This is a genomic window from Streptococcus sp. 1343, assembly GCF_013277355.1.
In the GTDB taxonomy this organism is placed as follows: domain Bacteria; phylum Bacillota; class Bacilli; order Lactobacillales; family Streptococcaceae; genus Streptococcus; species Streptococcus pseudopneumoniae.
Genome location: NZ_VMMT01000041.1, coordinates 75,889 through 93,408 on the forward strand (window position 1 = coordinate 75,889; position 17,520 = coordinate 93,408).

The following is a 17,520-nucleotide window of genomic DNA, read 5'->3' on the forward strand; positions in this document are numbered from 1 at the left end:
AATATTATAGAGCCCAAAAAGGTGGCTATGTCACCTTTTTGTGTCAGTGTAGGTATTTGTGACGCGGTGGTGGGGCATCAATGGAGTTTCTTGAAGGTAATACTCTTCGAAAATCTCTTCAAACCACGTCAGCGTCGCCTTGCCGTAGGTATGGTTACTGACTTCGTCAGTTTCATCTACAACCTCAAAACCATGTTTTGAGCTGACTTCGTCAGTTCTATCCACAACCTCAAAGCAGTGCTTTGAGCAACCTGCGGCTAGCTTCCTAGTTTGCTCTTTGATTTTCATTGAGTATGAAATAAGATATGCACAAATTGATTAGAAAAGTCAAATGAATTTCTACAAATGTTTTAGCAATCGCAATCTACTTGTCTAGATTCGATCTGATATATTTTCGATTTAATGATATGGTATTTAAAACCTCCAAAGCAGCTTGCTCCATTATTTTACTTACGTGAGTGTAGATGTTATTTATTGTTTTAGCGTCTTTGTGTCCCACTCTAACCATTATAGCTTTTAATGGGATATTCTTCTCAGCTAGTGTACTAAAGAGTGTGTGCCTGAAAATATGGGAACTAAGGGGCTGGTTTATCGGTTTCGCTAGTTTAGTATTTGCCTTTTGAAAAGTGATCTTAAATGCCTTTCTCTAAATTTACATATCACTATTGTTTAACAAAATATAATCTGCTTTAGGTCACTTATTCTTTTTTGAAATGTAGAATGAACTTTTTCAAAGTTTTTCGAATCTTTTAAAATCTGTTTGTTTTATATCGTCATTCTCCCTCTTTTTTAATTCTCCCTATACAGCCTGACAACTTTTCCGATGGTGCGAATACGGTTGCTTTCGTCTAGGCAGATGTCGGGGTATTCGGGATTGAGTTTTTTGAGGTAGCCTTGGCGAAGTTTCTTGACCTAGTTAGCACCGTCTACTTGGAAGATGACGATGGTATTATAGTCAATCTGTGGGGGATTCTTGATAAATAGGTAGTTGCCGTTTCTTATCTTTGGCTCCATGGACTTGCTGACGACATAAGCGATTGCGTCGTAGTCGTCTGGGATTTCATCCTCATAGAATGGAAACTCCATATCTAAATTGTCGTCCTGCATCGAGCGGCTACCTGCAGAGATAAACTACCTAACACGAGAGTAAGTAGTCTGTCTGTAGTCGTCCAGTCTGATGATTTTTGCGATACTTCGTTTATCATCGTTTTTCTTCTCATACAGTTGCCTATCGGCATAGGTCAGTACTTTACCTTGTCTGGGTGATGCCCGTTGGTCGTAGATAGATTGGATATCGCTAGGAGAATCCTTTTGAACTGGAGGAAAGAGGACATCAATCAAGCTACTGAATACTTTAACTAAGTCAAATATAGTATTTTTCTTAGTAGACCTACCCCTTTTTTCATAGTTTCCAAGGGTGTTTTTACTTATACCAATCTTAGTACTCAATTCTTATTGAGTCCAACCATTACTAGTCTATATTGTTTTATTTTTCGCATGTAACAATCGCAATCTCTTCTTTATCCACGAATGAAATCGCTTTCTGTTTTTATAAGTAAAGCATAACACGAAATCCACGAAAATGAAAACTTTGTTGTGTTTTCGTAAAAAAATTGTTGACAGAGCACGAAACGCCTATTATAATTAAATCAAGCTTAAGGAAATAACAAAAAAACAAATCGGAGGGAAAGACGATGAGCATATTAAATGAGAAAGTAATCAATATCTGTAAATCAGTAGTTAAAGAAACTTTAATCCAAGACATTTAGGAGAAAAAGATGAAGAAATCAAGAAAATTAGCCATATTAGGAATCTGTTCAGCTTTGTTTTTAGGCTTGGCAGCTTGTCAGCAAGATGCTACAACTTCGAATGGGACGAGTCAAAGGCAAAGTAGTTCAACGAAAGTTCCATGGAAAGCTTCATACACCAACCTAAACAATCAGGTAAGTACAGAAGAGGTCAAATCTCTCTTATCAGCTCACTTGGATCCAAATAGTGTTGATGCCTTTTTTAATCTCGTTAATGATTACAATACCATTGTCGGCTCAACTGGCTTATCAGGAGATTTCACTTCCTTTACTCACACAGAATACGATGTTGAAAAAATCAGTCATCTCTGGAATCAAAAGAAGGGTGATTTTGTTGGAACCAACTGCCGTATCAATAGTTATTGTCTTTTGAAAAATTCAGTCACCATTCCAAAACTTGATAAGAATGATCAATTGCTTTTCCTAGATAACGATGCGATTGATAAGGGGAAGGTCTTTGATTCACAAGATAAGGAAGAGTTTGATATTCTATTTTCGAGAGTTCCAACTGAGGCAACGACGGATGTCAAGGTTCACGCTGAAAAGATGGAAACATTCTTCTCCCAATTTCAATTCAACGACAAAGCTCGAATGCTATCTGTAGTCTTGCACGACAATCTGGATGGTGAGTATCTGTTTGTAGGCCACGTTGGAGTCTTAGTACCGGCTGATGACGGTTTCTTATTTGTAGAGAAATTGACTTTCGAAGAGCCCTACCAAGCGATTAAATTTGCCAGCAAGGAAGATTGTTACAAGTATTTAGGCACCAAGTATGCGGATTATACAGGCGAGGGACTGGCTCAGCCTTTTATCATGGATAATGATAAGTGGGTTAAACTTTAATGGTGGTATGATATGACAGTAATCCTAGGACTTTTATTTCTATTTTTGATGAGTTGGTGGGTTATTTCAATCGTTAATAGCCAGAAACCACGAAAAAATGAAACATTTATTGGCTATATCCAAAGATACGATATTGATGGGAATGGCTATCAATCAGAAGTATGGGAAGTGACTGAGGAGGAAGATTTATAATTAAAGAACAGACTCGTCTTTACAGTATTGCACCTATTTCCAGATAGTCCATTTGTAGTTTTATCCAGATTGCTATATAATTTAACTTAGAGAAAATAGGAGGACTAATCAGATGGAATTAAAAGATTTTACAGAAAAAGAACAGGAAATGATAAAGAATGGGCTGACGACGTCTAAGATTAGTGACAAGGAAACTGCTGAGAAGATTCTTGCGCTTGTCCCACAAGACTTGATTAAGCGAATCCCATTTTTCGTCAGAAAACATGCTACGACACGTACGATTAAACGCATTTCAATCGAACACCTTGAACTCTACGCTGCAGCTCAAACAAGTGGTGAGATTCCAGAAAAAGAACGAGAAGAATTACGTCAGATTATCACAACTATCTTTGAACAAAAGATGAATAAGCATAGTATTAAGTAGAGAATGAAAATGTATTTTATTGGCGGTTTGGGAAGCAATGTCTATCATAGCAAGGATCTTCTTCAAGAACTAGATTCGCAGGTCTATTTTCTAAATCCTTATGAAAAGCATCTTCGAGATGAAACAGAATTGAAATCATGGTTTAAAAAATCGATAGAAGAGGAAGAATCTATCTGTCTGATAGGCCATTCTCTTGGAGGAGATTTGGCTCGTTATCTCGCATCGGAATTTCAAGAAGTGAAGAAACTGATTCTTTTGGATGGTGGCTATCTAGATTTAGATAAGATTTTACCTTTAGATACAGAGTTAGAGGAAACTAAAAATTATATCAAATCTCAAATCGTTTCGGACTTAGCTCTTCTTATTTCTAAAGAAAAATCTGAAGCAAAGCATTGGTCAGAAAATATGGAGAAAGCCGTAAGGCAGTCCTATCACTGGAATTCTGAGTATAATAGATATGAGTTGGCTATAAATTATGAAAATATAGAAGCGATACTCCGCTTACGGAGAAAAATACAAGCTTTTAAGAGAGAAGTGGGAGATACCTTGTTTATTAGTCCTCGCTATCCTAATGAAGCTACATGGAGAGAGGAAACACTAAAAGAATTACCAGATTATTTTGATACTATTTTTCTAGAAAACGTTGGCCATGAGCTTTATACTCAAGCACCCAAAAAAATCGCTAGTATGATTAATGAGTGGTTCTCTTATTCTCACTGAGTTGCTTGTATGGCTTGAAATGGTATAAGATGAAAATCTACAAGTCACTAATTCTCATATAACAAAAAAAACGAACAGGCTCTTTTCTGTCATTCAGAAGAGAACTTGTTCGTTTTTATCTTGATTTTCTTAAAAAGCTCGATAAACATAGGGATTTTCTGGTTTATCGACTTTTGTAAAGCTGTCGATTTCCAAGGTTGGGAGATTTTGTTTGAGTTCTTTATGGTAGTGATTGAGCAGTTTTCCTTTGGCCGTAATCCAAGTGTTGTTTTCATACTGCCGGGTATTTCCCTTGGTCAGCAATCCATAGACACCAGAATCTGCGATACAGTGGATAATGCCGAATCGGAACAGAAATTGACTATTGGCATGACTGGGGTCGTTATAGACAAAGCCTGTAAACTGGATTGTCTTGCCCTCAAACTCATCTGGATAGTCGTAGATAGCCTCCATGACCTCCATATAGTTTTCATTAGTGATCTGAATGCTATCCTGGGACAAGTATTTATCCGCCGCCGTTCGCATTTCCTTTTCATAGGCTGATTTTGAAAAATAAGAACTGGTATCTGGTTTCAAATATTGGCTTGTCGTCCCTTCGCTTGTCTGAATGGCCAGATCCGTTCCTTCCGATAGGGGGAAATGATAGCCTTTGGCAGAAACGGTCTGAGAATCCAAGCTAACAGTTGGGAAAGTTAAGCCGATGACAAGTGGAATAGCCAGAAGAGAAATACTCGTCATCTTGGCCAATCGGCTGTTCAGATGACTGTGGGTTTTGACTTGCTTCATCCAGATATACAGTTGAACAATTGCCAAAATAAAGGAAAGCACCATGGAGATATAGGCCAGATAGGAATAGTGCATGTTGATGTACTGGTTTAGTTTGCCCGACAGATGGAGGTAAATAGTCAGTTCAAAATAGCCAGCTAAAACTAAAAATCGAATCATAGGATGACTCCAATCAAGAGAGAATAGGCTAAAACGACCAGAGTCACAATCGTAATGAAGTGACTAATAAATCGTGCTTTCAAGTAATTTTTCATCATGAGAATATTTTTGATATCCAGCATTGGGCCAATGACGAGAAAGGCCAGAACTGGAGCCAAACCGAAACTCGAGAGAAGAGAAGCACCTATAAAGGCATCCGCCTCACTACAGAGCGAAAGAAGAAAGGATAAAATCATCAAGAGCAGGATGGCAAAAAGAGGGGTCGCACTGATAGAGGTCAGAATCCGAGTCGGAACGTAGACCTGTATTATAGAAGCAAAGAGGCAGCCAAATACCAAATAACGCCCCGTATCAAAAAATTCATCAATGGCCTGCACAAAGACTTGAAAAACTTTTTTTGCAGAACTCAAGTAAGAAAAATCATGCTCATGACAAGTCAGACGATTTTCTTTCTGAATCGGTTCTTGCCAGAAAAATCCTAGAAAAATTCCTAGTATTACAGCTACAAGAATGGAACCCAGAGCTCGTAATAGGGCGACATGGAAGGAGTTGCCAAAGGCAGAATAGGTCGCAAAAAGAACAATGGGATTGATAACAGGTGCTGTCACAAGAAAGGGAACGGCCGTGTAACTGGGAACCTTTTTTTCCAGAAAACGATTGATAATGGGGACAATCCCACATTCACAAGAGGGAAAAAGTATCCCGACGAAGGTGCCAAAAAAGATTCTCCCCCAACGATTTCGAGGGAGAAAATGATAAACCTTGTCAGGTGTGATATAGACCTCAATCAGCCCTGAGACAATACTTCCTATCAGAACGAAGGGGAGGGCTTCAATGATAATGGAGAGAAAAATGGCTCCAGTTTGAAGTACACTAGATGGGAGTTGTTGGAAAGCAGTCATCTAGCTTTTCTTTTCTGCTTTGGCTTTTTTCTCTTTGTCATCAGGGAAAGTGACTTGTTTCAAATCTGGGAGTTTAGCAAACTCTTCAAACATCTTGTCCAAGTCGTCTCGTTTTGTAAATTTTACAGCCATAGGTGTACCTCGATTCTAAATTCTACCTCTATTATACTATTATTTTGAGGAAAAGGGAAAAGTTAAAATTGAGTATCTAACGAATAATAGAGTTTGATATATCCTGATATACACTATGATTGTGATATAATAGTTGTGGAATAACGGAGGAAATTATGGATCATGAAAAAAATCGGTCAGATTACCGATGAAGTAAAAGAAATTTTTGATATTGTTCTTGAAGCGAGCGACATAAAGGTCAACAAAGACGGTTTGAGAAGTCATATGATAAAAGGCCATCACAATGATGTGATTCATCATATTGAAGACCTGGAACTCATACTAAGGAACCCAGATTTCGTCGGCATCAATCCACGAGAGAAAGACGCCAGTTTTGAATATGTAAAAAGATTTGATAATAATGTTCTTGTTGCGATTAAGTTGCGATTAAGTTACATAAAAGTGGTGATTTCTTTTATGTTCCGACCATGTATCGTTTACAAGATTACAAGTTACAAAGTCGTATTAAGTCTGGTAGATTGAGAAAACATAACATTAAATTGTCTGAAAATTTATTGACAGATTAGAAAAAACATAGTATAATGAAACGTAAAATGAATTCAGGTTTCCTGAACCGATAGGAGTATACAATGAAAAAACTAGGTTTTGTCCTTTTATCTTCAGCCTTGCTATTGACAGCTTGTGCTAATAACCAATCTAAGCCAAGCAATACGAGTGATTCGTCCAAGGTGACAGCCTTGTCTGAAGACAAGCAGAAAATGCTTGATAAGGCCACTGCTGACTATAAGACTTTTGTGCAAGAGCAAATCGATAAACTGTTGACAGATACAGAAGGCTTTGTCAAACTGTTGAAAGAAGGTAAGTTAGAAGAAGCTAAGAAGGTTTATCCACTGATTCGTATGTCCTATGAGCGTTCAGAACCAATTGCTGAAAGTTTTGGTGAGTCAGATGTCAAGATTGACTTCCGTTTGGCAGACTATATGGACGAAAACAAGACAGAAGAGGGATGGTCAGGTTTCCACCGTATTGAGCGTATCCTTTGGGAAGACAATACAACTAAAGGAACTGAAAGCTATGGTGATCAGTTGGTCAATGATATCAAGGAATTGAAAGCCAAGATTGCAACTGTTGATGTGGACTACAAGGTTATGCTGACTGGGGCAGTCGACTTGCTTAACGAAGTTGCAACAAGTAAGATTACAGGGGAAGAGGAAATTTATTCTCATACAGACTTGTATGACTTCCGTGCCAATATCGAGGGAGCTGAGAAGATTTTCCAACTCTTTAAACCTTTGCTTGAAAAATCAGACGCTAACCTAGTTAAAGAATTGGAAGCGGACTTCAAGTCTGTCAATGATTTGTTGGACAAACACAAGACCGACAAGGAACACTACAAGCTCTATACAGATTTGACAACAGAAGATACCAAAGAATTGTCAGAAGCTGTGACAAAACTTGGTGAGCCTCTATCACAAATGGGTAAATTTCTTAGTGGAGAATAAGAGTCATGACTGAAAAAGACGAAAAGTTTTTTGAAAAGAAAATGGACCGTCGAGAATTTCTAAAAAAAGCAGGGATTGGAGGGGCTGGTTTAGCGCTAGGACTCTCTGGTGCTTCTGCTTTTTTCGCACCTAAGCTAGGAAGTCAGGAAAAAATCTCGTACGGAAATGAAAAAATTGCTTTTTATGGCAAGCATCAAGCTGGGATTAGTACGCCCATGCAAAAGAATATCTATTTTGTTGTCTTGGACCTGCATACGACGGATAGAGATAAGATTATCCAGCTATTCAAGGATTGGACGGATTATAGTGCCAAGTTGGTTGAGGGGGAATTGGTCAAAAAAGATGGCCAGAATGCTCTCTTGCCTCCGAGTGATACTGGTGAGACAGTCGGGCTCAACCCTCATCGTTTGACGCTGACTTTTGGTGTCTCTGCGAGTTTCTTGAAAAAGATGAACTTGGAAAACAAGCGTCCTCAAGTTTTCAGGGATTTACCGCCTTTTCCTAAAGAGCAATTGCGTGAAAAATATACTGGTGGAGATATTGTCATCCAGGCCTGTGCAGATGATGAGCAGGTTGCCTTTCACGCTATTCGCAATCTCATCCGTAAGGGGAGAAATGCCGTGACCCTTCGTTGGAGTCAGTCTGGTTTTGCAGCTATCGGGGATCGAATGGAGACTCCGCGTAACCTCTTTGGTTTTAAGGATGGAACAGCAAATCCAACCAAGGAGAAAGACTTTGACCGCGTCATTTGGGCTGATAGTAAGGACTGGATGGAAAATGGTTCTTATATGGCAGTTCGTCGGATTCAGATGTTTTTAGAAACTTGGGATCGTACTAGTCTTGAAGAACAAGAAAATACCTTTGGTCGTTACAAGGAAAGTGGTGCCCCTTTCGGTAAGAAAAATGAGTTTGATGAAGTGGATTTGAGTCTTTTGCCTGATGATTCGCATGTTCGTTTGGCTAAGGAAGTGGACAAGCCGCTTTTGCGTCGTTCTTATTCTTACTCTGATGGAATTGATGAAAAAACTGGCCAGTTTGATACGGGCTTGCTCTTTATTTCTTTCCAGAAGGATCCTGATAACTTTGTCAAGGTTCAAACCAATCTAGGCGCTACTGATAAGATGAATGAATACATCACTCACATCGGTAGTGGACTCTTTGCTTGCTTTGGTGGTGTGGAGAAAGGGGGCTACATTGGTCAGAAATTATTGGAAGGCTAAAAGCTGGTTACTAGTTTTAGCTTTGTCACTTTTAATTCTTTCCCCAGTAGGTGCCCAAGAAAGTCTGAGTTTTTACTTTGTGAAAATCACAGATGCTTCTAAAGCGGTCAAAAATGGGAGTCAGTCTGAGGCTCAGAAACTCGTTCAGAAGATGGCATCAGACTTCGAAAGAGTAGAAGACAGCAATTCTGAGGCTGGTAAAGTTGTTAAGGAAAAGTTAGCTCAATCAGGCGAGATTACTGAAGACAAACTCACCGAAATTTCTGCAGCCCTATTAGCTTTTGAAAAAGAACAAAATCCTATTGACCTAGATGCGGAAAAGGAAAAATTGCTAAACCGTCTGAGTCTACGTTTTGAAGCCTTGGAACAGGCTATTACTTCCAAAGATTTGGAAAAGGTCCGAGAGGCCTTTAAGAAAATGAATTCCACTTGGACCATCAATGAAAGTGTGGTTCGTGACAATAGTACGGCCCATTATGGACGTGTTGAAACAGCTATTTCTTTCTTGCGTAGTAGTATGGAAACCGAGCCTACAGATTTTAATTCAATCCAGATTTCCTTTGAGGACTTAAAAAAGGCTATTGATGATTTTGTAGCTGGAAAAGCAGTCGTAGCAACATCTTCTGATTTGAGTCTTAAAGACGGTATTGCCCTTTTGACAAAGGCTTTGGAACAATTCCAAGCTGGTGATCAAGCATCAGGAGCAGCTAGCATGAAGGAATTCATCACTATCTGGCCAACGATTGAAGGCTCTGTTAGCACGACCAATCCTTCCCTCTATACTCGAGTGGAAAGTGAAAGCCCTGTGATTATGGTCAAGGGAAGTGAGAAGGAATACCAAGAAAAATTAGAAAAACTGATTGCAGATTTATCACAAATTGATACTAGCGCACGTTACAATGCCTTTGATGCCATGCTGATTCTCCTGAGAGAAGGGGTAGAGGCTCTCTTAATCGTCATGGCCTTGGTGACGACCTTGAAAGCAGCCAAGATGCGAAAGGGACTCAAGTGGGTTTATGGTGGTGCTATCACTGGAATCATGGCTAGTCTCCTTATTGCTTTTATCCTGCAAATTGCCTTTCCAGCAGTAACATCAGGCTCCAATCGTGAAATCATCGAAGGAGCAGTGGGAATTTTTGCAGTAGCTATGATGATTTTGATTGGAATCTGGCTCCACAGCAAATCCTCGGTCAAAAAATGGAATACCTTTATGGAGTCACAAATGGAAACAGTGACCAAAACAGGCTCCTTTATTTCCATGTTTGCCCTCAGTTTTCTAGCTGTTTTCCGTGAGGGAGCAGAAACCATTCTCTTTTATGTTGGGATTTTACCAAGAATTTCCAGTTTTGAATTTGTCTTGGGAATTTCACTTGCCTTGCTGGTTCTGGTAATTATTGCCGTTGTGATGAACAAGGCCAGTCAATTCTTCCTGCCACATAAGGTCTTCTTTATCCTGACTTGGATGATTTATGCCCTAGCCTTCAAGATGCTGGGGGTTAGTATCCATGCTCTTCAGTTGACCAATATGGCACCAAATCACTTAGTGACAGGCTTTCCAACGATCGACTTGCTTGGAATTTATCCAAGTTGGGAAGGCTTGGTTAGCCAGCTAGTCTTTGTTATTATTGTCTTGATTGTCACTTTTAGACAGGGTGAAAAATAAATGGATAGAAAAGAATTGACAATCGTTGAACATCTGGTAGAATTTAGAAAGAGACTATTGGCAGTAGTCATTTGTTTCTTTTTGGTATTCTCTGCTTCTCTGCTGTTTGCAGACCAGATTTACCAGTATGTGACCCAATCTTTTCAGCAAAAGTTGATTGTTTTAGGGCCTAATGATATTTTATGGATTTACATACGTTTGGCTAGTCTGATGGCCTTTACTATCACCTTGCCTTACACGGTGTATCATATTTGGTCTTTCATTAAACCCGGTTTAAAGAAGGAAGAAGCTAGAGCTGTCTTTGCCTATATTCCAGCTAGTTTCCTTTGTTTTCTAGTTGGACTGGCTTTTGGTTTTTACTTTGTAACACCGGCCTTACTTCAGGTTTTATTAGGGTTGGGAGAAGGTCTATTTGAAACGCAGTTAACCGCCCAAAATTATCTGTCTTTTGTTTTTCAAACGACCTTGCCTTTGGCTCTGATTTTTGAATTGCCAGTTATCATTGCCTTTTTGACGTCGATTGGACTCATTGGACCAGAATTATTGACTGCTTATCGCCGATATGCCTATTTTATCTTATTGGTACTCGCAGTCATCTTAACACCAGCTGACTTTGTCAGCGATTTGGCAATGACTGCCCCCTTGATATTACTCTATGAATTAAGTATTGCTATTAGCAAACACATTATGAAACGCAAGCAGAAAGGAGAGAGGAATGGGAATCTTACGTGATATTGGAGCACCAGGATTGATTATCATCGTTTTAGGAGCTCTCTTGATATTTGGACCAAAACGATTGCCTGAACTAGGCGAGTCAATCGGTAAAATGCTATCTGAATTTAAAAAAGCAGTTAAAGGAGCTGAAAATCAAGATAAGGAAGACTAAACCTTGTCTAATAAAAAACTTTGTACTCTGGAAGCCATCGCGTGGCTAGCTAGAGTGCAAAGTTTTTTTATTTTTTAGTTAAAATGAAGACTGTGTTCCTTATAAGTACAAGGTTATTAAGAGAGTGGTGGACATTAAAATGATGATTTTGAGTTTTTGTTATTTTTGCTTTGGAGCAAGGTAACATAGTCACTTTTGGTGTGAAATAAGTGGGAAAGAAAAACAGTTCTTTGAGTCTGGTCGATAAAGTAAAGCAAGATATACTGACCGATAATTTTTCCTCGCGTAGGGTACTTACTGTTGATTTTTAGTCCGATTTTTTCATCTGCATCAAAGCCAGCTTCAGGAAAAGTTTCTAAACTTTTTAAGCCGTCTAAAATTCTGGCTACAGTATTCTTAGCAGACTGAGGTGATAAAAGAACAGTAGTAATGTAGTCATGGATATTGTCAATTGCCTGACTCACTTCAGTAGAAAGACTCACTTTATAAGCCATATCGTAGCCTCATATTGTCTAGGGAAGTTCCTTTTCCGGATTCGTATTCTCTTAAGGAGCGTTCAGATTGGGCTTGTAGTTCCTGAATCAATCGCTCACGATGTATATCTTCTGCAGTTTTTATTGGCAAATCCTGTTCGAGTACAATCTGCTCGATAAAAAGACTAATAGCATCCGTCATAGTCATTCCTTTTTCCTTGATGATAGCTCTAGCTTGTTCCATTGATGACTCATTGATTTTAAAATTGTACTGTTTAGTAAGTGATGTCGTCATGGTATATCTCCAATCTATACTATATATAGCTAGTATATATCTTTTATATTTTTTAGGCAAGAGAAAACTTTGTACTCTAGAAACTATCGAGAGTGTAAAGTTTTTTTAGTTTGGAACATGAAAACAGCAGTTGATTTCAAGAAACAAAAAAGAACAGCCGAAGCTGTCTTTTTCTCATTATTTGAGACCGTATTTTTTGTTGAAACGATCCACGCGTCCATCTGCTTGAGTGAACTTTTGACGTCCGGTGTAGAATGGGTGTGAGTCTGATGAAATTTCCACACGGATCAATGGGTAAGTTTCGCCTTCGAACTCAACTGTTTCGTTAGAGCGTTTTGTTGAACCGCTAAGGAATTGGTAACCAGTAGTTGTGTCCATGAAGACAACTGGGCGATATTCTGGATGGATATCTTTTTTCATTTTACAATATTTCCTTTCTGCCATGGTCTCTTTGCGAGCCATAGATTGTTACCATACTAGTCTATCAGATTCTGAAAAGTTTGGCAAGTATTTTATCAGTTTTTAAGCAAGTTTTTTAACTTTTGGTAGATGATTTCGTTTTCTTCTAGGCTATAGGAATTAGCACCACTTGCTAGAGGGTGGCCTCCACCATCATGTTCCTTGGCGATTTCATTGATAGGATGGATTTTACTACGTAAGCGAACGCGGTAGTGGCCATCAGCCTGCTCCACAAAAATTCCCCAGAGACTGACGCTGTCAATGCGTCCAGGTGCACCGACAATGGCTGCAGTTTCAGCATCGGTAACATTAAATTGTTTCAAGATTTCCTGACTCAGGATAACACGAGCAGCACCATTTTCATCCACTTCCAGATGGTCGTAGATGTAGCCTTGAAGTTTAGCAATTTTGTAACTCATAGTGTCCATTTTGCGAGTGAGAGCCGCAAAGTCAAAGTTATGTTCTCTCAAATAAGCAGCCAGGCGAAGAGTCCGTGCAGTGGTAGAAGGGTAGAGGAAACGACCTGTATCGCCAACGATTCCTGCAAAGAGCAACTCAGCAGCGCAATCTGACAAGGCTAGCTGGGTTGTTTGGGCAAATAGGGTAATCATCTCACTAGCGCTACTTGAACTAGTATCTACCCAAGATAAGTCGCCATATGCATCATCATTTGGATGATGGTCAATCTTAATGAGAAAATCACTTTGACTATAGCGCTTATCATCGATACGAGCGGTATTAGCTGTATCACAGACGATGACAAGGGCGCTCTGGTAGGCACTATCTTCAACAGAATCCATTTCAGCCATCCAAGTAAGAGTTGGTTCATCAAAACCAACTGCTTTGATGTTTTTTTCTGGGAAATGATGTTTGAGAAGAGCTTTCAAACCCACCTGACTTCCCAAGGCATCAGGGTCTGGTTTCATATGACGATGAATGATAATCGTGTCGTATTCTTTGATTTTTTCTAAAATTTGATGGCAAATTTCCATAAATAACCTCAATTCTTTCTCATTTCATTGTAGCACAAGAATTTTTATTTTTAAAATGAAAAAGATGTGATATAATGGAGAAAGATAAATTGAGGAGGACGATATGGTATTAGCAAAAATTGTATTTGCCAGTATGACCGGTAATACCGAAGAAATTGCAGATATTGTAGCAGACAAATTACGTGACTTGGGCTTGGATGTCGATGTTGATGAATGTACAACTGTTGACGCTTCAGACTTCTTGGAAGCAGACATCGCTATCGTTGCGACCTATACTTATGGTGATGGTGAATTGCCAGATGAGATGATGGACTTCTACGAAGACCTAGCAGATCTCAACTTGAATGGCAAAATCTACGGAGTGGTTGGTTCAGGAGATACCTTCTACGATGAATTCTGTAAGGCTGTTGATGACTTTGATCGTGTTTTTGTTTCGACAGGAGCAGAAAAAGGTTCAGAATGTGTTAAAGTTGATCTCTCTGCTGAGGAAGAAGACATTGAGCGCTTGGAACAATTCGCAGAAGAATTGGCTGCTAAAGTAGGATAAGTATAAACGTGCGCTGATGTAATCAATCAGTGCATTTTTCTTATCGTGAGTTAGGATTTTACTAGCCTATTTGGTGGCTTTTTGATACAATAATTCAAATAAAGGAGGAGACTGTATGGATTTAGATAGTATTCGTCAAGAAATTGATCAAATCGACGACCAAATCGTCAAGCTCTTAGAAGAACGAATGCATTTGGTTGAGGGTGTAGTTGCCTATAAGAAAGCTTCAGGTAAACCGATTTTAGATACCAAGAGAGAAGCGGTTATTTTTGAAAAGGTTAGAAGTCGTGTAGGAGATAAGCGCTATCAGGAAACTATTGTCGCGACTTTTTCGGACATACTCAAACGTTCGCGTGATTATCAGAATCAGAATATCAAATGAAAAAAGAACAATTTTATCCGCTAGGCATTTTTATAGCTGCTATGTTGGGCGGACTTGTGCACTACCTTGTTTCTACTTGGTTATCAGCCAGTCCAGACTTTCCTTGGGGCACTCTCTTTGTCAACTATCTGGGAATTTTCTGCTTGATTTATCTTGTCAAGGGATATCTGGTCTATAAGGGGACTAGTAAGGGCTTGATTTTAGCACTAGGGACGGGCTTTTGTGGAGGTTTAACAACTTTTTCCAGCCTAATGCTTGATACTGTGAAGCTGCTTGATACAGGGCGTTATCTTAGTTTAGTCCTGTATTTGCTTTTGAGCATCGGTGGAGGCCTACTCTTAGCTTATTTTCTAGGGAGGAAGAAATGGTAATGGTCTATCTTGCAATTGCTTGTGGTTTCGGAGCACTCGTACGCTATTTCTTTTCCCGCTATAATCAAACTTCTAAATTGCCCCTCGGAACGCTCATAGTCAATCTTCTAGGTTGTTTTTTAATTGGATTATTCTACAATCATGTGGAGTCTAAGGAAGTCTATGCTATTTTAGCAACAGGATTTTGTGGAGGTTTGACAACTTTTTCGACCTTGAATGACGAACTCCAAAGATTGTTAAGTGATAGGAAGGGATTTTATTCTTATTTAGCTTTGACCTACCTCGGTGGTTTGATTGCGATTTTTTTAGGAATTCTGCTATAAATTTCTTTACTTTTTTGTGGAAATTTGGTAAACTGTATCTTGTGTGTAATGGACGCACAAAAATACAGTTTATCCGCTGAGGAAGATTCCTCAAGATTGACAAAGATAGGAGAATAAAATGAATCCATTAATCCAAAGCTTGACTGAAGGTCAACTTCGTACAGATATCCCATCATTCCGTCCTGGTGACACTGTTCGTGTACACGCGAAAGTTGTCGAAGGTAACCGTGAACGTATCCAGATTTTTGAAGGTGTTGTTATCGCACGTAAAGGTGCTGGTATCTCAGAAAACTACACAGTTCGTAAAATCTCTAACGGTGTAGGTGTTGAGCGTATCTTCCCAATCCACACTCCACGTGTTGAAAAAATCGAAGTTGTTCGTTACGGTAAAGTACGTCGTGCGAAATTGTACTACTTGCGTGCTCTTCAAGGTAAGGCAGCTCGTATCAAAGAAATCCGTCGTTAATTCGACTAAAACTCTGCTTTTTCAGCAGAGTTTTTATCTAGCTCCCTTAGTTCAATGGATATAACAACTCCCTCCTAAGGAGTAGTTGCAGGTTCGATTCCTGCAGGGGGCATAATAAGAAGCGTAAAGAAACATAAAGAATATTCAAAGTGTTTATTTGTAGGCAATCATCACAATTTAGTTTTTTAAAATAGGTTAGTATTTTTGGAATCTTTGACCAAAGTGTGACCAAAATTTGACCAAAAGTCAATGAATATAGAATAAAGTAGATCAGGAAGCTGGTCTATTTTATTTTGTAGTTATTGAGAAAAAGTGGTTTGTTTTAATTTGACTATTATACACATAATGCGTATAATAGTAAGTGTAAGGAGGTAACGAATATATATGCCACTTACAGGTAAAGAAATGGTGAAATTAGCTCTTGAGAATGGATGGTTTGAAGTTCGTCAAAGAGGAAGTCATCATCATTTTAAGAAAGAGGGTTTTTCTTATCTTGTCACGATTCCAGTTCATGGAAATGAAGATTTGGGAAAGGGATTGGAGAGAAAGATTCTCAAAGATTTAGGATTGTAATTTTTACTTTCCTAAGTCTTTTTACATCAGAGGTAGTAGAATGTTGGGGGTAGTAGAATGTTAAAAACGTATCCAGCTATTTTTCATAAAGAAGGAACAGGATATTGGGTAGAATTTCCAGAATTTGGTGGTGGTACAGAAGGAAAAAATATCGAAGAAGCGATGAAAAATGCTCGAGAAATGCTTGAAAATGTTTTAGCTTCTTATATCGATGAAGGGATGGCGTTGCCTACTCCAAGTGATATTTTAAAGATTGAAGTTTCAGATGGTTTTGTATCAATGATTCAAGTTGATCCTGCGCCTTTTGTGAGAAGTAACAAGGCGATTAGAAAGAACGTGACCGTTCCTGAATGGCTAGTTCGTCTTGCTGATCGAGAAAAGATTAACTATTCAGAAGTTTTGGCACAAGCATTAGAGAAGAAGTTGCAAGTTTAAATTTAAAGACTGTATTTATTAGGGAATAAGTTTGATATGTATTGGTAAAAGTGATACAATAGATATACAAGAAGAAAAGGAGAAATGCTATGTCACAAATTGCTGTAAGAGTAGATGATGAATTGAAAAAAGAAGCGACTGCGATTTTTAATGAGTTGGGGTTGGATATGTCAACTGCTGTGAAGTTATTTTTGAAGCAAAGTGTGTTGACAAGAAGTATTCCTTTTGAAGTTAAACTTGATTCTGAGTAAGGTGAAATAAAAGTGTGGATAGATATAATCTAAAGGGGTTCGGTTATGGTTTATACAATAGATCAGATAAAGGAAAAAATTGTTCCTGTTGCTAAACAATATGATTTATCTAAAATTTATCTATTTGGCTCTTATGCTAGGGGCGAAGCTGATGGGAAAAGTGATGTTGATATTGCTTTGGAGTTAGAGGATGATTCTATATATTTTGATGTATATGGTAGACTTTTGACTATTTTTGATGGTAATATAGATATTCTATTGGTTAGTGATTTACTTTCTCCAAAAACAAACATTGGGAAGTTAGTCAAGAAAAATTTTTTGAATGATAGAGAGGTTATTTATGAGAAGTCAATCTCTTGAAACTGATATAGCATATTTGAAGGATATGGTTTTATATCTTGATAAGGCCGATGCTGTTTTGTATAAAGCAAGAAGATATAATTTACCTTTAGATGATGATATGGTAGTTGATTCTATCGCTATGAATTTAGGACAGGTAGGAGAACAGTTATCGTTAGGCAAATTATCAGAGGAAGTAAAACAGAAGTATTCAGATAGGATAAACTGGACTCAGATAAAAGGTTTTAGAAATTTTATTTATCATAATTATTCTAACTTAAATTTTAAAATTATAGAGGGTATATTGAAGGAATCTGTTCCCAAAACGAAAGAATCTTTACACTCGATTATAAGAGAATTAGAAGGTGAATTATAAA

At 38.4% G+C, this 17,520-nt stretch carries 30 protein-coding genes and 1 tRNA gene; 21 read left to right on the forward strand and 10 right to left on the reverse strand.

Translation table 11 applies throughout. The features are described from left to right. Positions 1–30 precede the first annotated feature (30 nt). From HT709_RS11855 to HT709_RS12200, 3 genes are all read right to left on the reverse strand, one after another. On the reverse strand, positions 31–288 hold the full coding sequence (locus HT709_RS11855) for a hypothetical protein (protein WP_138704219.1): 258 nt from the start codon (positions 286–288) through the stop codon (positions 31–33). A 76-nt stretch (positions 289–364) separates the two neighbouring features. After that, positions 365–631, reverse strand: coding sequence for a tyrosine-type recombinase/integrase (locus HT709_RS06665; RefSeq protein ID WP_078929922.1), 267 nt, complete (start codon positions 629–631; stop codon positions 365–367). A gap of 281 nt (positions 632–912) precedes the next feature. Beyond that, positions 913–1,107 carry a S24 family peptidase gene (locus HT709_RS12200; RefSeq protein WP_007284915.1) on the reverse strand — a complete coding sequence of 65 codons (195 nt, stop codon included), beginning with the start codon at positions 1,105–1,107 and terminating at the stop codon, positions 913–915. Positions 1,108–1,778: 671 nt separating this feature from the next. Between HT709_RS12200 and HT709_RS06675 the strand changes: the two genes are divergently transcribed. The 4 genes from HT709_RS06675 to HT709_RS06690 all read left to right on the forward strand — a co-directional run bounded on the left by HT709_RS06675 (position 1,779) and on the right by HT709_RS06690 (position 3,987). Continuing rightward, complete coding sequence (locus HT709_RS06675) at positions 1,779–2,651, forward strand: DUF4300 family protein (protein WP_000749590.1); 873 nt, start codon at positions 1,779–1,781, stop codon at positions 2,649–2,651. Positions 2,652–2,663: 12 nt separating this feature from the next. After that, positions 2,664–2,843 carry a hypothetical protein gene (locus HT709_RS06680; RefSeq protein ID WP_000216060.1) on the forward strand — a complete coding sequence of 60 codons (180 nt, stop codon included), beginning with the start codon at positions 2,664–2,666 and terminating at the stop codon, positions 2,841–2,843. 112 nt (positions 2,844–2,955) lie between these two features. Next, positions 2,956–3,267 (forward strand): hypothetical protein, encoded by a 312-nt coding sequence (locus HT709_RS06685; protein ID WP_172922256.1) that lies wholly within the window; start codon positions 2,956–2,958, stop codon positions 3,265–3,267. Between the two features lie 3 nt (positions 3,268–3,270). Further along, the gene (locus HT709_RS06690; protein ID WP_172922255.1) at positions 3,271–3,987 is read left to right on the forward strand and encodes an alpha/beta hydrolase; all 717 of its coding nucleotides are present in this window, start codon (positions 3,271–3,273) and stop codon (positions 3,985–3,987) included. 129 nt (positions 3,988–4,116) lie between these two features. On the opposite strand, the gene HT709_RS06695 is transcribed toward HT709_RS06690, so the two are convergent. Genes HT709_RS06695 through HT709_RS12065 form a run of 3 tightly spaced genes read right to left on the reverse strand, consistent with a single transcriptional unit; the run spans position 4,117 to position 5,966 of the window. Then, on the reverse strand, positions 4,117–4,932 hold the full coding sequence (locus HT709_RS06695; protein ID WP_000617844.1) for a TIGR03943 family protein: 816 nt from the start codon (positions 4,930–4,932) through the stop codon (positions 4,117–4,119). Continuing rightward, positions 4,929–5,834, reverse strand: coding sequence for a permease (locus HT709_RS06700; RefSeq protein WP_000123618.1), 906 nt, complete (start codon positions 5,832–5,834; stop codon positions 4,929–4,931). Before HT709_RS06700 ends, HT709_RS06695 begins: the two co-directional genes overlap by 4 nt. Further along, a complete protein-coding gene (locus HT709_RS12065; protein WP_000268686.1) occupies positions 5,835–5,966 on the reverse strand; it encodes an SPJ_0845 family protein in 132 nt (43 codons plus the stop codon). It abuts the gene before it with no gap. Between the two features lie 162 nt (positions 5,967–6,128). Here HT709_RS12065 and HT709_RS06705 point away from each other — a divergent pair, with 162 nt between their 5' ends. The 6 genes from HT709_RS06705 to tatA all read left to right on the forward strand — a co-directional run bounded on the left by HT709_RS06705 (position 6,129) and on the right by tatA (position 11,237). Next, positions 6,129–6,488, forward strand: a complete 360-nt coding sequence (locus HT709_RS06705) for a hypothetical protein (RefSeq protein WP_007284914.1) — start codon at positions 6,129–6,131, stop codon at positions 6,486–6,488. Positions 6,489–6,595: 107 nt separating this feature from the next. Next, positions 6,596–7,468 carry an iron uptake system protein EfeO gene (gene efeO, locus HT709_RS06710; protein ID WP_172922254.1) on the forward strand — a complete coding sequence of 291 codons (873 nt, stop codon included), beginning with the start codon at positions 6,596–6,598 and terminating at the stop codon, positions 7,466–7,468. 5 nt (positions 7,469–7,473) lie between these two features. After that, on the forward strand, positions 7,474–8,688 hold the full coding sequence (gene efeB, locus HT709_RS06715; protein ID WP_119943626.1) for an iron uptake transporter deferrochelatase/peroxidase subunit: 1,215 nt from the start codon (positions 7,474–7,476) through the stop codon (positions 8,686–8,688). Then, the gene (locus HT709_RS06720) at positions 8,663–10,351 is read left to right on the forward strand and encodes an FTR1 family protein (protein ID WP_166731807.1); all 1,689 of its coding nucleotides are present in this window, start codon (positions 8,663–8,665) and stop codon (positions 10,349–10,351) included. Before efeB ends, HT709_RS06720 begins: the two co-directional genes overlap by 26 nt. Continuing rightward, the gene (gene tatC / locus HT709_RS06725) at positions 10,352–11,083 is read left to right on the forward strand and encodes a twin-arginine translocase subunit TatC (protein WP_000375159.1); all 732 of its coding nucleotides are present in this window, start codon (positions 10,352–10,354) and stop codon (positions 11,081–11,083) included. Next, positions 11,067–11,237 (forward strand): twin-arginine translocase TatA/TatE family subunit, encoded by a 171-nt coding sequence (gene tatA, locus HT709_RS06730; protein ID WP_000512107.1) that lies wholly within the window; start codon positions 11,067–11,069, stop codon positions 11,235–11,237. The genes tatC and tatA overlap by 17 nt, the downstream gene beginning before the upstream one ends. 134 nt (positions 11,238–11,371) lie before the next feature. Here tatA and HT709_RS06735 read toward each other — a convergent pair whose 3' ends face one another. From HT709_RS06735 to HT709_RS06750, 4 genes are all read right to left on the reverse strand, one after another. Continuing rightward, a complete protein-coding gene (locus HT709_RS06735; RefSeq protein WP_023936126.1) occupies positions 11,372–11,731 on the reverse strand; it encodes a type II toxin-antitoxin system RelE/ParE family toxin in 360 nt (119 codons plus the stop codon). Continuing rightward, positions 11,721–12,005, reverse strand: coding sequence for a type II toxin-antitoxin system RelB/DinJ family antitoxin (locus tag HT709_RS06740; RefSeq protein ID WP_023936124.1), 285 nt, complete (start codon positions 12,003–12,005; stop codon positions 11,721–11,723). The genes HT709_RS06735 and HT709_RS06740 overlap by 11 nt, the downstream gene beginning before the upstream one ends. A 177-nt stretch (positions 12,006–12,182) precedes the next feature. After that, positions 12,183–12,425 (reverse strand): type B 50S ribosomal protein L31, encoded by a 243-nt coding sequence (locus HT709_RS06745; RefSeq protein ID WP_000710764.1) that lies wholly within the window; start codon positions 12,423–12,425, stop codon positions 12,183–12,185. Positions 12,426–12,520: 95 nt separating this feature from the next. Further along, positions 12,521–13,456: a bifunctional oligoribonuclease/PAP phosphatase NrnA gene (locus tag HT709_RS06750; RefSeq protein WP_119920089.1), complete on the reverse strand. Its 936-nt coding sequence runs from the start codon at positions 13,454–13,456 to the stop codon at positions 12,521–12,523. A gap of 103 nt (positions 13,457–13,559) precedes the next feature. Between HT709_RS06750 and HT709_RS06755 the strand changes: the two genes are divergently transcribed. The 11 genes from HT709_RS06755 to HT709_RS06805 all read left to right on the forward strand — a co-directional run bounded on the left by HT709_RS06755 (position 13,560) and on the right by HT709_RS06805 (position 17,519). Next, entirely contained in the window at positions 13,560–14,003 is a 444-nt protein-coding gene (locus HT709_RS06755; RefSeq protein ID WP_000241950.1) for a flavodoxin, read from the forward strand. 115 nt (positions 14,004–14,118) lie between these two features. Continuing rightward, positions 14,119–14,385: a chorismate mutase gene (locus tag HT709_RS06760; RefSeq protein ID WP_000362492.1), complete on the forward strand. Its 267-nt coding sequence runs from the start codon at positions 14,119–14,121 to the stop codon at positions 14,383–14,385. Further along, positions 14,382–14,756, forward strand: a complete 375-nt coding sequence (gene crcB, locus HT709_RS06765; protein ID WP_119920090.1) for a fluoride efflux transporter CrcB — start codon at positions 14,382–14,384, stop codon at positions 14,754–14,756. Before HT709_RS06760 ends, crcB (HT709_RS06765) begins: the two co-directional genes overlap by 4 nt. Beyond that, entirely contained in the window at positions 14,750–15,079 is a 330-nt protein-coding gene (gene crcB, locus HT709_RS06770; RefSeq protein ID WP_054388225.1) for a fluoride efflux transporter CrcB, read from the forward strand. The genes crcB (HT709_RS06765) and crcB (HT709_RS06770) overlap by 7 nt, the downstream gene beginning before the upstream one ends. A gap of 118 nt (positions 15,080–15,197) precedes the next feature. Beyond that, complete coding sequence (rplS, locus tag HT709_RS06775) at positions 15,198–15,545, forward strand: 50S ribosomal protein L19 (RefSeq protein WP_001068669.1); 348 nt, start codon at positions 15,198–15,200, stop codon at positions 15,543–15,545. A gap of 40 nt (positions 15,546–15,585) precedes the next feature. Next, positions 15,586–15,657: transfer RNA gene (locus HT709_RS06780), tRNA-Arg, on the forward strand. 272 nt (positions 15,658–15,929) lie between these two features. Then, positions 15,930–16,118, forward strand: coding sequence for a type II toxin-antitoxin system HicA family toxin (locus HT709_RS06785; protein WP_023936121.1), 189 nt, complete (start codon positions 15,930–15,932; stop codon positions 16,116–16,118). A 57-nt stretch (positions 16,119–16,175) separates the two neighbouring features. Continuing rightward, on the forward strand, positions 16,176–16,553 hold the full coding sequence (locus HT709_RS06790) for a type II toxin-antitoxin system HicB family antitoxin (RefSeq protein WP_000921490.1): 378 nt from the start codon (positions 16,176–16,178) through the stop codon (positions 16,551–16,553). A gap of 89 nt (positions 16,554–16,642) precedes the next feature. Beyond that, positions 16,643–16,804, forward strand: a complete 162-nt coding sequence (locus tag HT709_RS06795) for a type II toxin-antitoxin system RelB/DinJ family antitoxin (RefSeq protein WP_000077979.1) — start codon at positions 16,643–16,645, stop codon at positions 16,802–16,804. A 45-nt stretch (positions 16,805–16,849) separates the two neighbouring features. Then, positions 16,850–17,164, forward strand: a complete 315-nt coding sequence (locus HT709_RS06800) for a nucleotidyltransferase domain-containing protein (RefSeq protein WP_000263130.1) — start codon at positions 16,850–16,852, stop codon at positions 17,162–17,164. Further along, positions 17,145–17,519, forward strand: a complete 375-nt coding sequence (locus HT709_RS06805; protein ID WP_001257560.1) for a HepT-like ribonuclease domain-containing protein — start codon at positions 17,145–17,147, stop codon at positions 17,517–17,519. The genes HT709_RS06800 and HT709_RS06805 overlap by 20 nt, the downstream gene beginning before the upstream one ends. Position 17,520 lies beyond the last annotated feature (1 nt).

Bases quoted from the DNA above. Each gene is read 5' to 3' on its own strand.
- HT709_RS11855 (WP_138704219.1), bottom strand. From the start codon at position 288: ATGAAAATCAAAGAGCAAACTAGGAAGCTAGCCGCAGGTTGCTCAAAG.
- HT709_RS12200 (WP_007284915.1), bottom strand. From the start codon at position 1,107: ATGCAGGACGACAATTTAGATATGGAGTTTCCATTCTATGAGGATGAA.
- HT709_RS06675 (WP_000749590.1), top strand. From the start codon at position 1,779: ATGAAGAAATCAAGAAAATTAGCCATATTAGGAATCTGTTCAGCTTTG.
- HT709_RS06680 (WP_000216060.1), top strand. From the start codon at position 2,664: ATGACAGTAATCCTAGGACTTTTATTTCTATTTTTGATGAGTTGGTGG.
- HT709_RS06685 (WP_172922256.1), top strand. From the start codon at position 2,956: ATGGAATTAAAAGATTTTACAGAAAAAGAACAGGAAATGATAAAGAAT.
- HT709_RS06690 (WP_172922255.1), top strand. From the start codon at position 3,271: ATGAAAATGTATTTTATTGGCGGTTTGGGAAGCAATGTCTATCATAGC.
- HT709_RS06695 (WP_000617844.1), bottom strand. From the start codon at position 4,932: ATGATTCGATTTTTAGTTTTAGCTGGCTATTTTGAACTGACTATTTAC.
- HT709_RS06700 (WP_000123618.1), bottom strand. From the start codon at position 5,834: ATGACTGCTTTCCAACAACTCCCATCTAGTGTACTTCAAACTGGAGCC.
- HT709_RS12065 (WP_000268686.1), bottom strand. From the start codon at position 5,966: ATGGCTGTAAAATTTACAAAACGAGACGACTTGGACAAGATGTTTGAA.
- HT709_RS06705 (WP_007284914.1), top strand. From the start codon at position 6,129: ATGAAAAAAATCGGTCAGATTACCGATGAAGTAAAAGAAATTTTTGAT.
- efeO (WP_172922254.1), top strand. From the start codon at position 6,596: ATGAAAAAACTAGGTTTTGTCCTTTTATCTTCAGCCTTGCTATTGACA.
- efeB (WP_119943626.1), top strand. From the start codon at position 7,474: ATGACTGAAAAAGACGAAAAGTTTTTTGAAAAGAAAATGGACCGTCGA.
- tatC (WP_000375159.1), top strand. From the start codon at position 10,352: ATGGATAGAAAAGAATTGACAATCGTTGAACATCTGGTAGAATTTAGA.
- tatA (WP_000512107.1), top strand. From the start codon at position 11,067: ATGGGAATCTTACGTGATATTGGAGCACCAGGATTGATTATCATCGTT.
- HT709_RS06735 (WP_023936126.1), bottom strand. From the start codon at position 11,731: ATGGCTTATAAAGTGAGTCTTTCTACTGAAGTGAGTCAGGCAATTGAC.
- HT709_RS06740 (WP_023936124.1), bottom strand. From the start codon at position 12,005: ATGACGACATCACTTACTAAACAGTACAATTTTAAAATCAATGAGTCA.
- HT709_RS06745 (WP_000710764.1), bottom strand. From the start codon at position 12,425: ATGAAAAAAGATATCCATCCAGAATATCGCCCAGTTGTCTTCATGGAC.
- HT709_RS06750 (WP_119920089.1), bottom strand. From the start codon at position 13,456: ATGGAAATTTGCCATCAAATTTTAGAAAAAATCAAAGAATACGACACG.
- HT709_RS06755 (WP_000241950.1), top strand. From the start codon at position 13,560: ATGGTATTAGCAAAAATTGTATTTGCCAGTATGACCGGTAATACCGAA.
- HT709_RS06760 (WP_000362492.1), top strand. From the start codon at position 14,119: ATGGATTTAGATAGTATTCGTCAAGAAATTGATCAAATCGACGACCAA.
- crcB (WP_119920090.1), top strand. From the start codon at position 14,382: ATGAAAAAAGAACAATTTTATCCGCTAGGCATTTTTATAGCTGCTATG.
- crcB (WP_054388225.1), top strand. From the start codon at position 14,750: ATGGTAATGGTCTATCTTGCAATTGCTTGTGGTTTCGGAGCACTCGTA.
- rplS (WP_001068669.1), top strand. From the start codon at position 15,198: ATGAATCCATTAATCCAAAGCTTGACTGAAGGTCAACTTCGTACAGAT.
- HT709_RS06785 (WP_023936121.1), top strand. From the start codon at position 15,930: ATGCCACTTACAGGTAAAGAAATGGTGAAATTAGCTCTTGAGAATGGA.
- HT709_RS06790 (WP_000921490.1), top strand. From the start codon at position 16,176: ATGTTAAAAACGTATCCAGCTATTTTTCATAAAGAAGGAACAGGATAT.
- HT709_RS06795 (WP_000077979.1), top strand. From the start codon at position 16,643: ATGTCACAAATTGCTGTAAGAGTAGATGATGAATTGAAAAAAGAAGCG.
- HT709_RS06800 (WP_000263130.1), top strand. From the start codon at position 16,850: ATGGTTTATACAATAGATCAGATAAAGGAAAAAATTGTTCCTGTTGCT.
- HT709_RS06805 (WP_001257560.1), top strand. From the start codon at position 17,145: ATGAGAAGTCAATCTCTTGAAACTGATATAGCATATTTGAAGGATATG.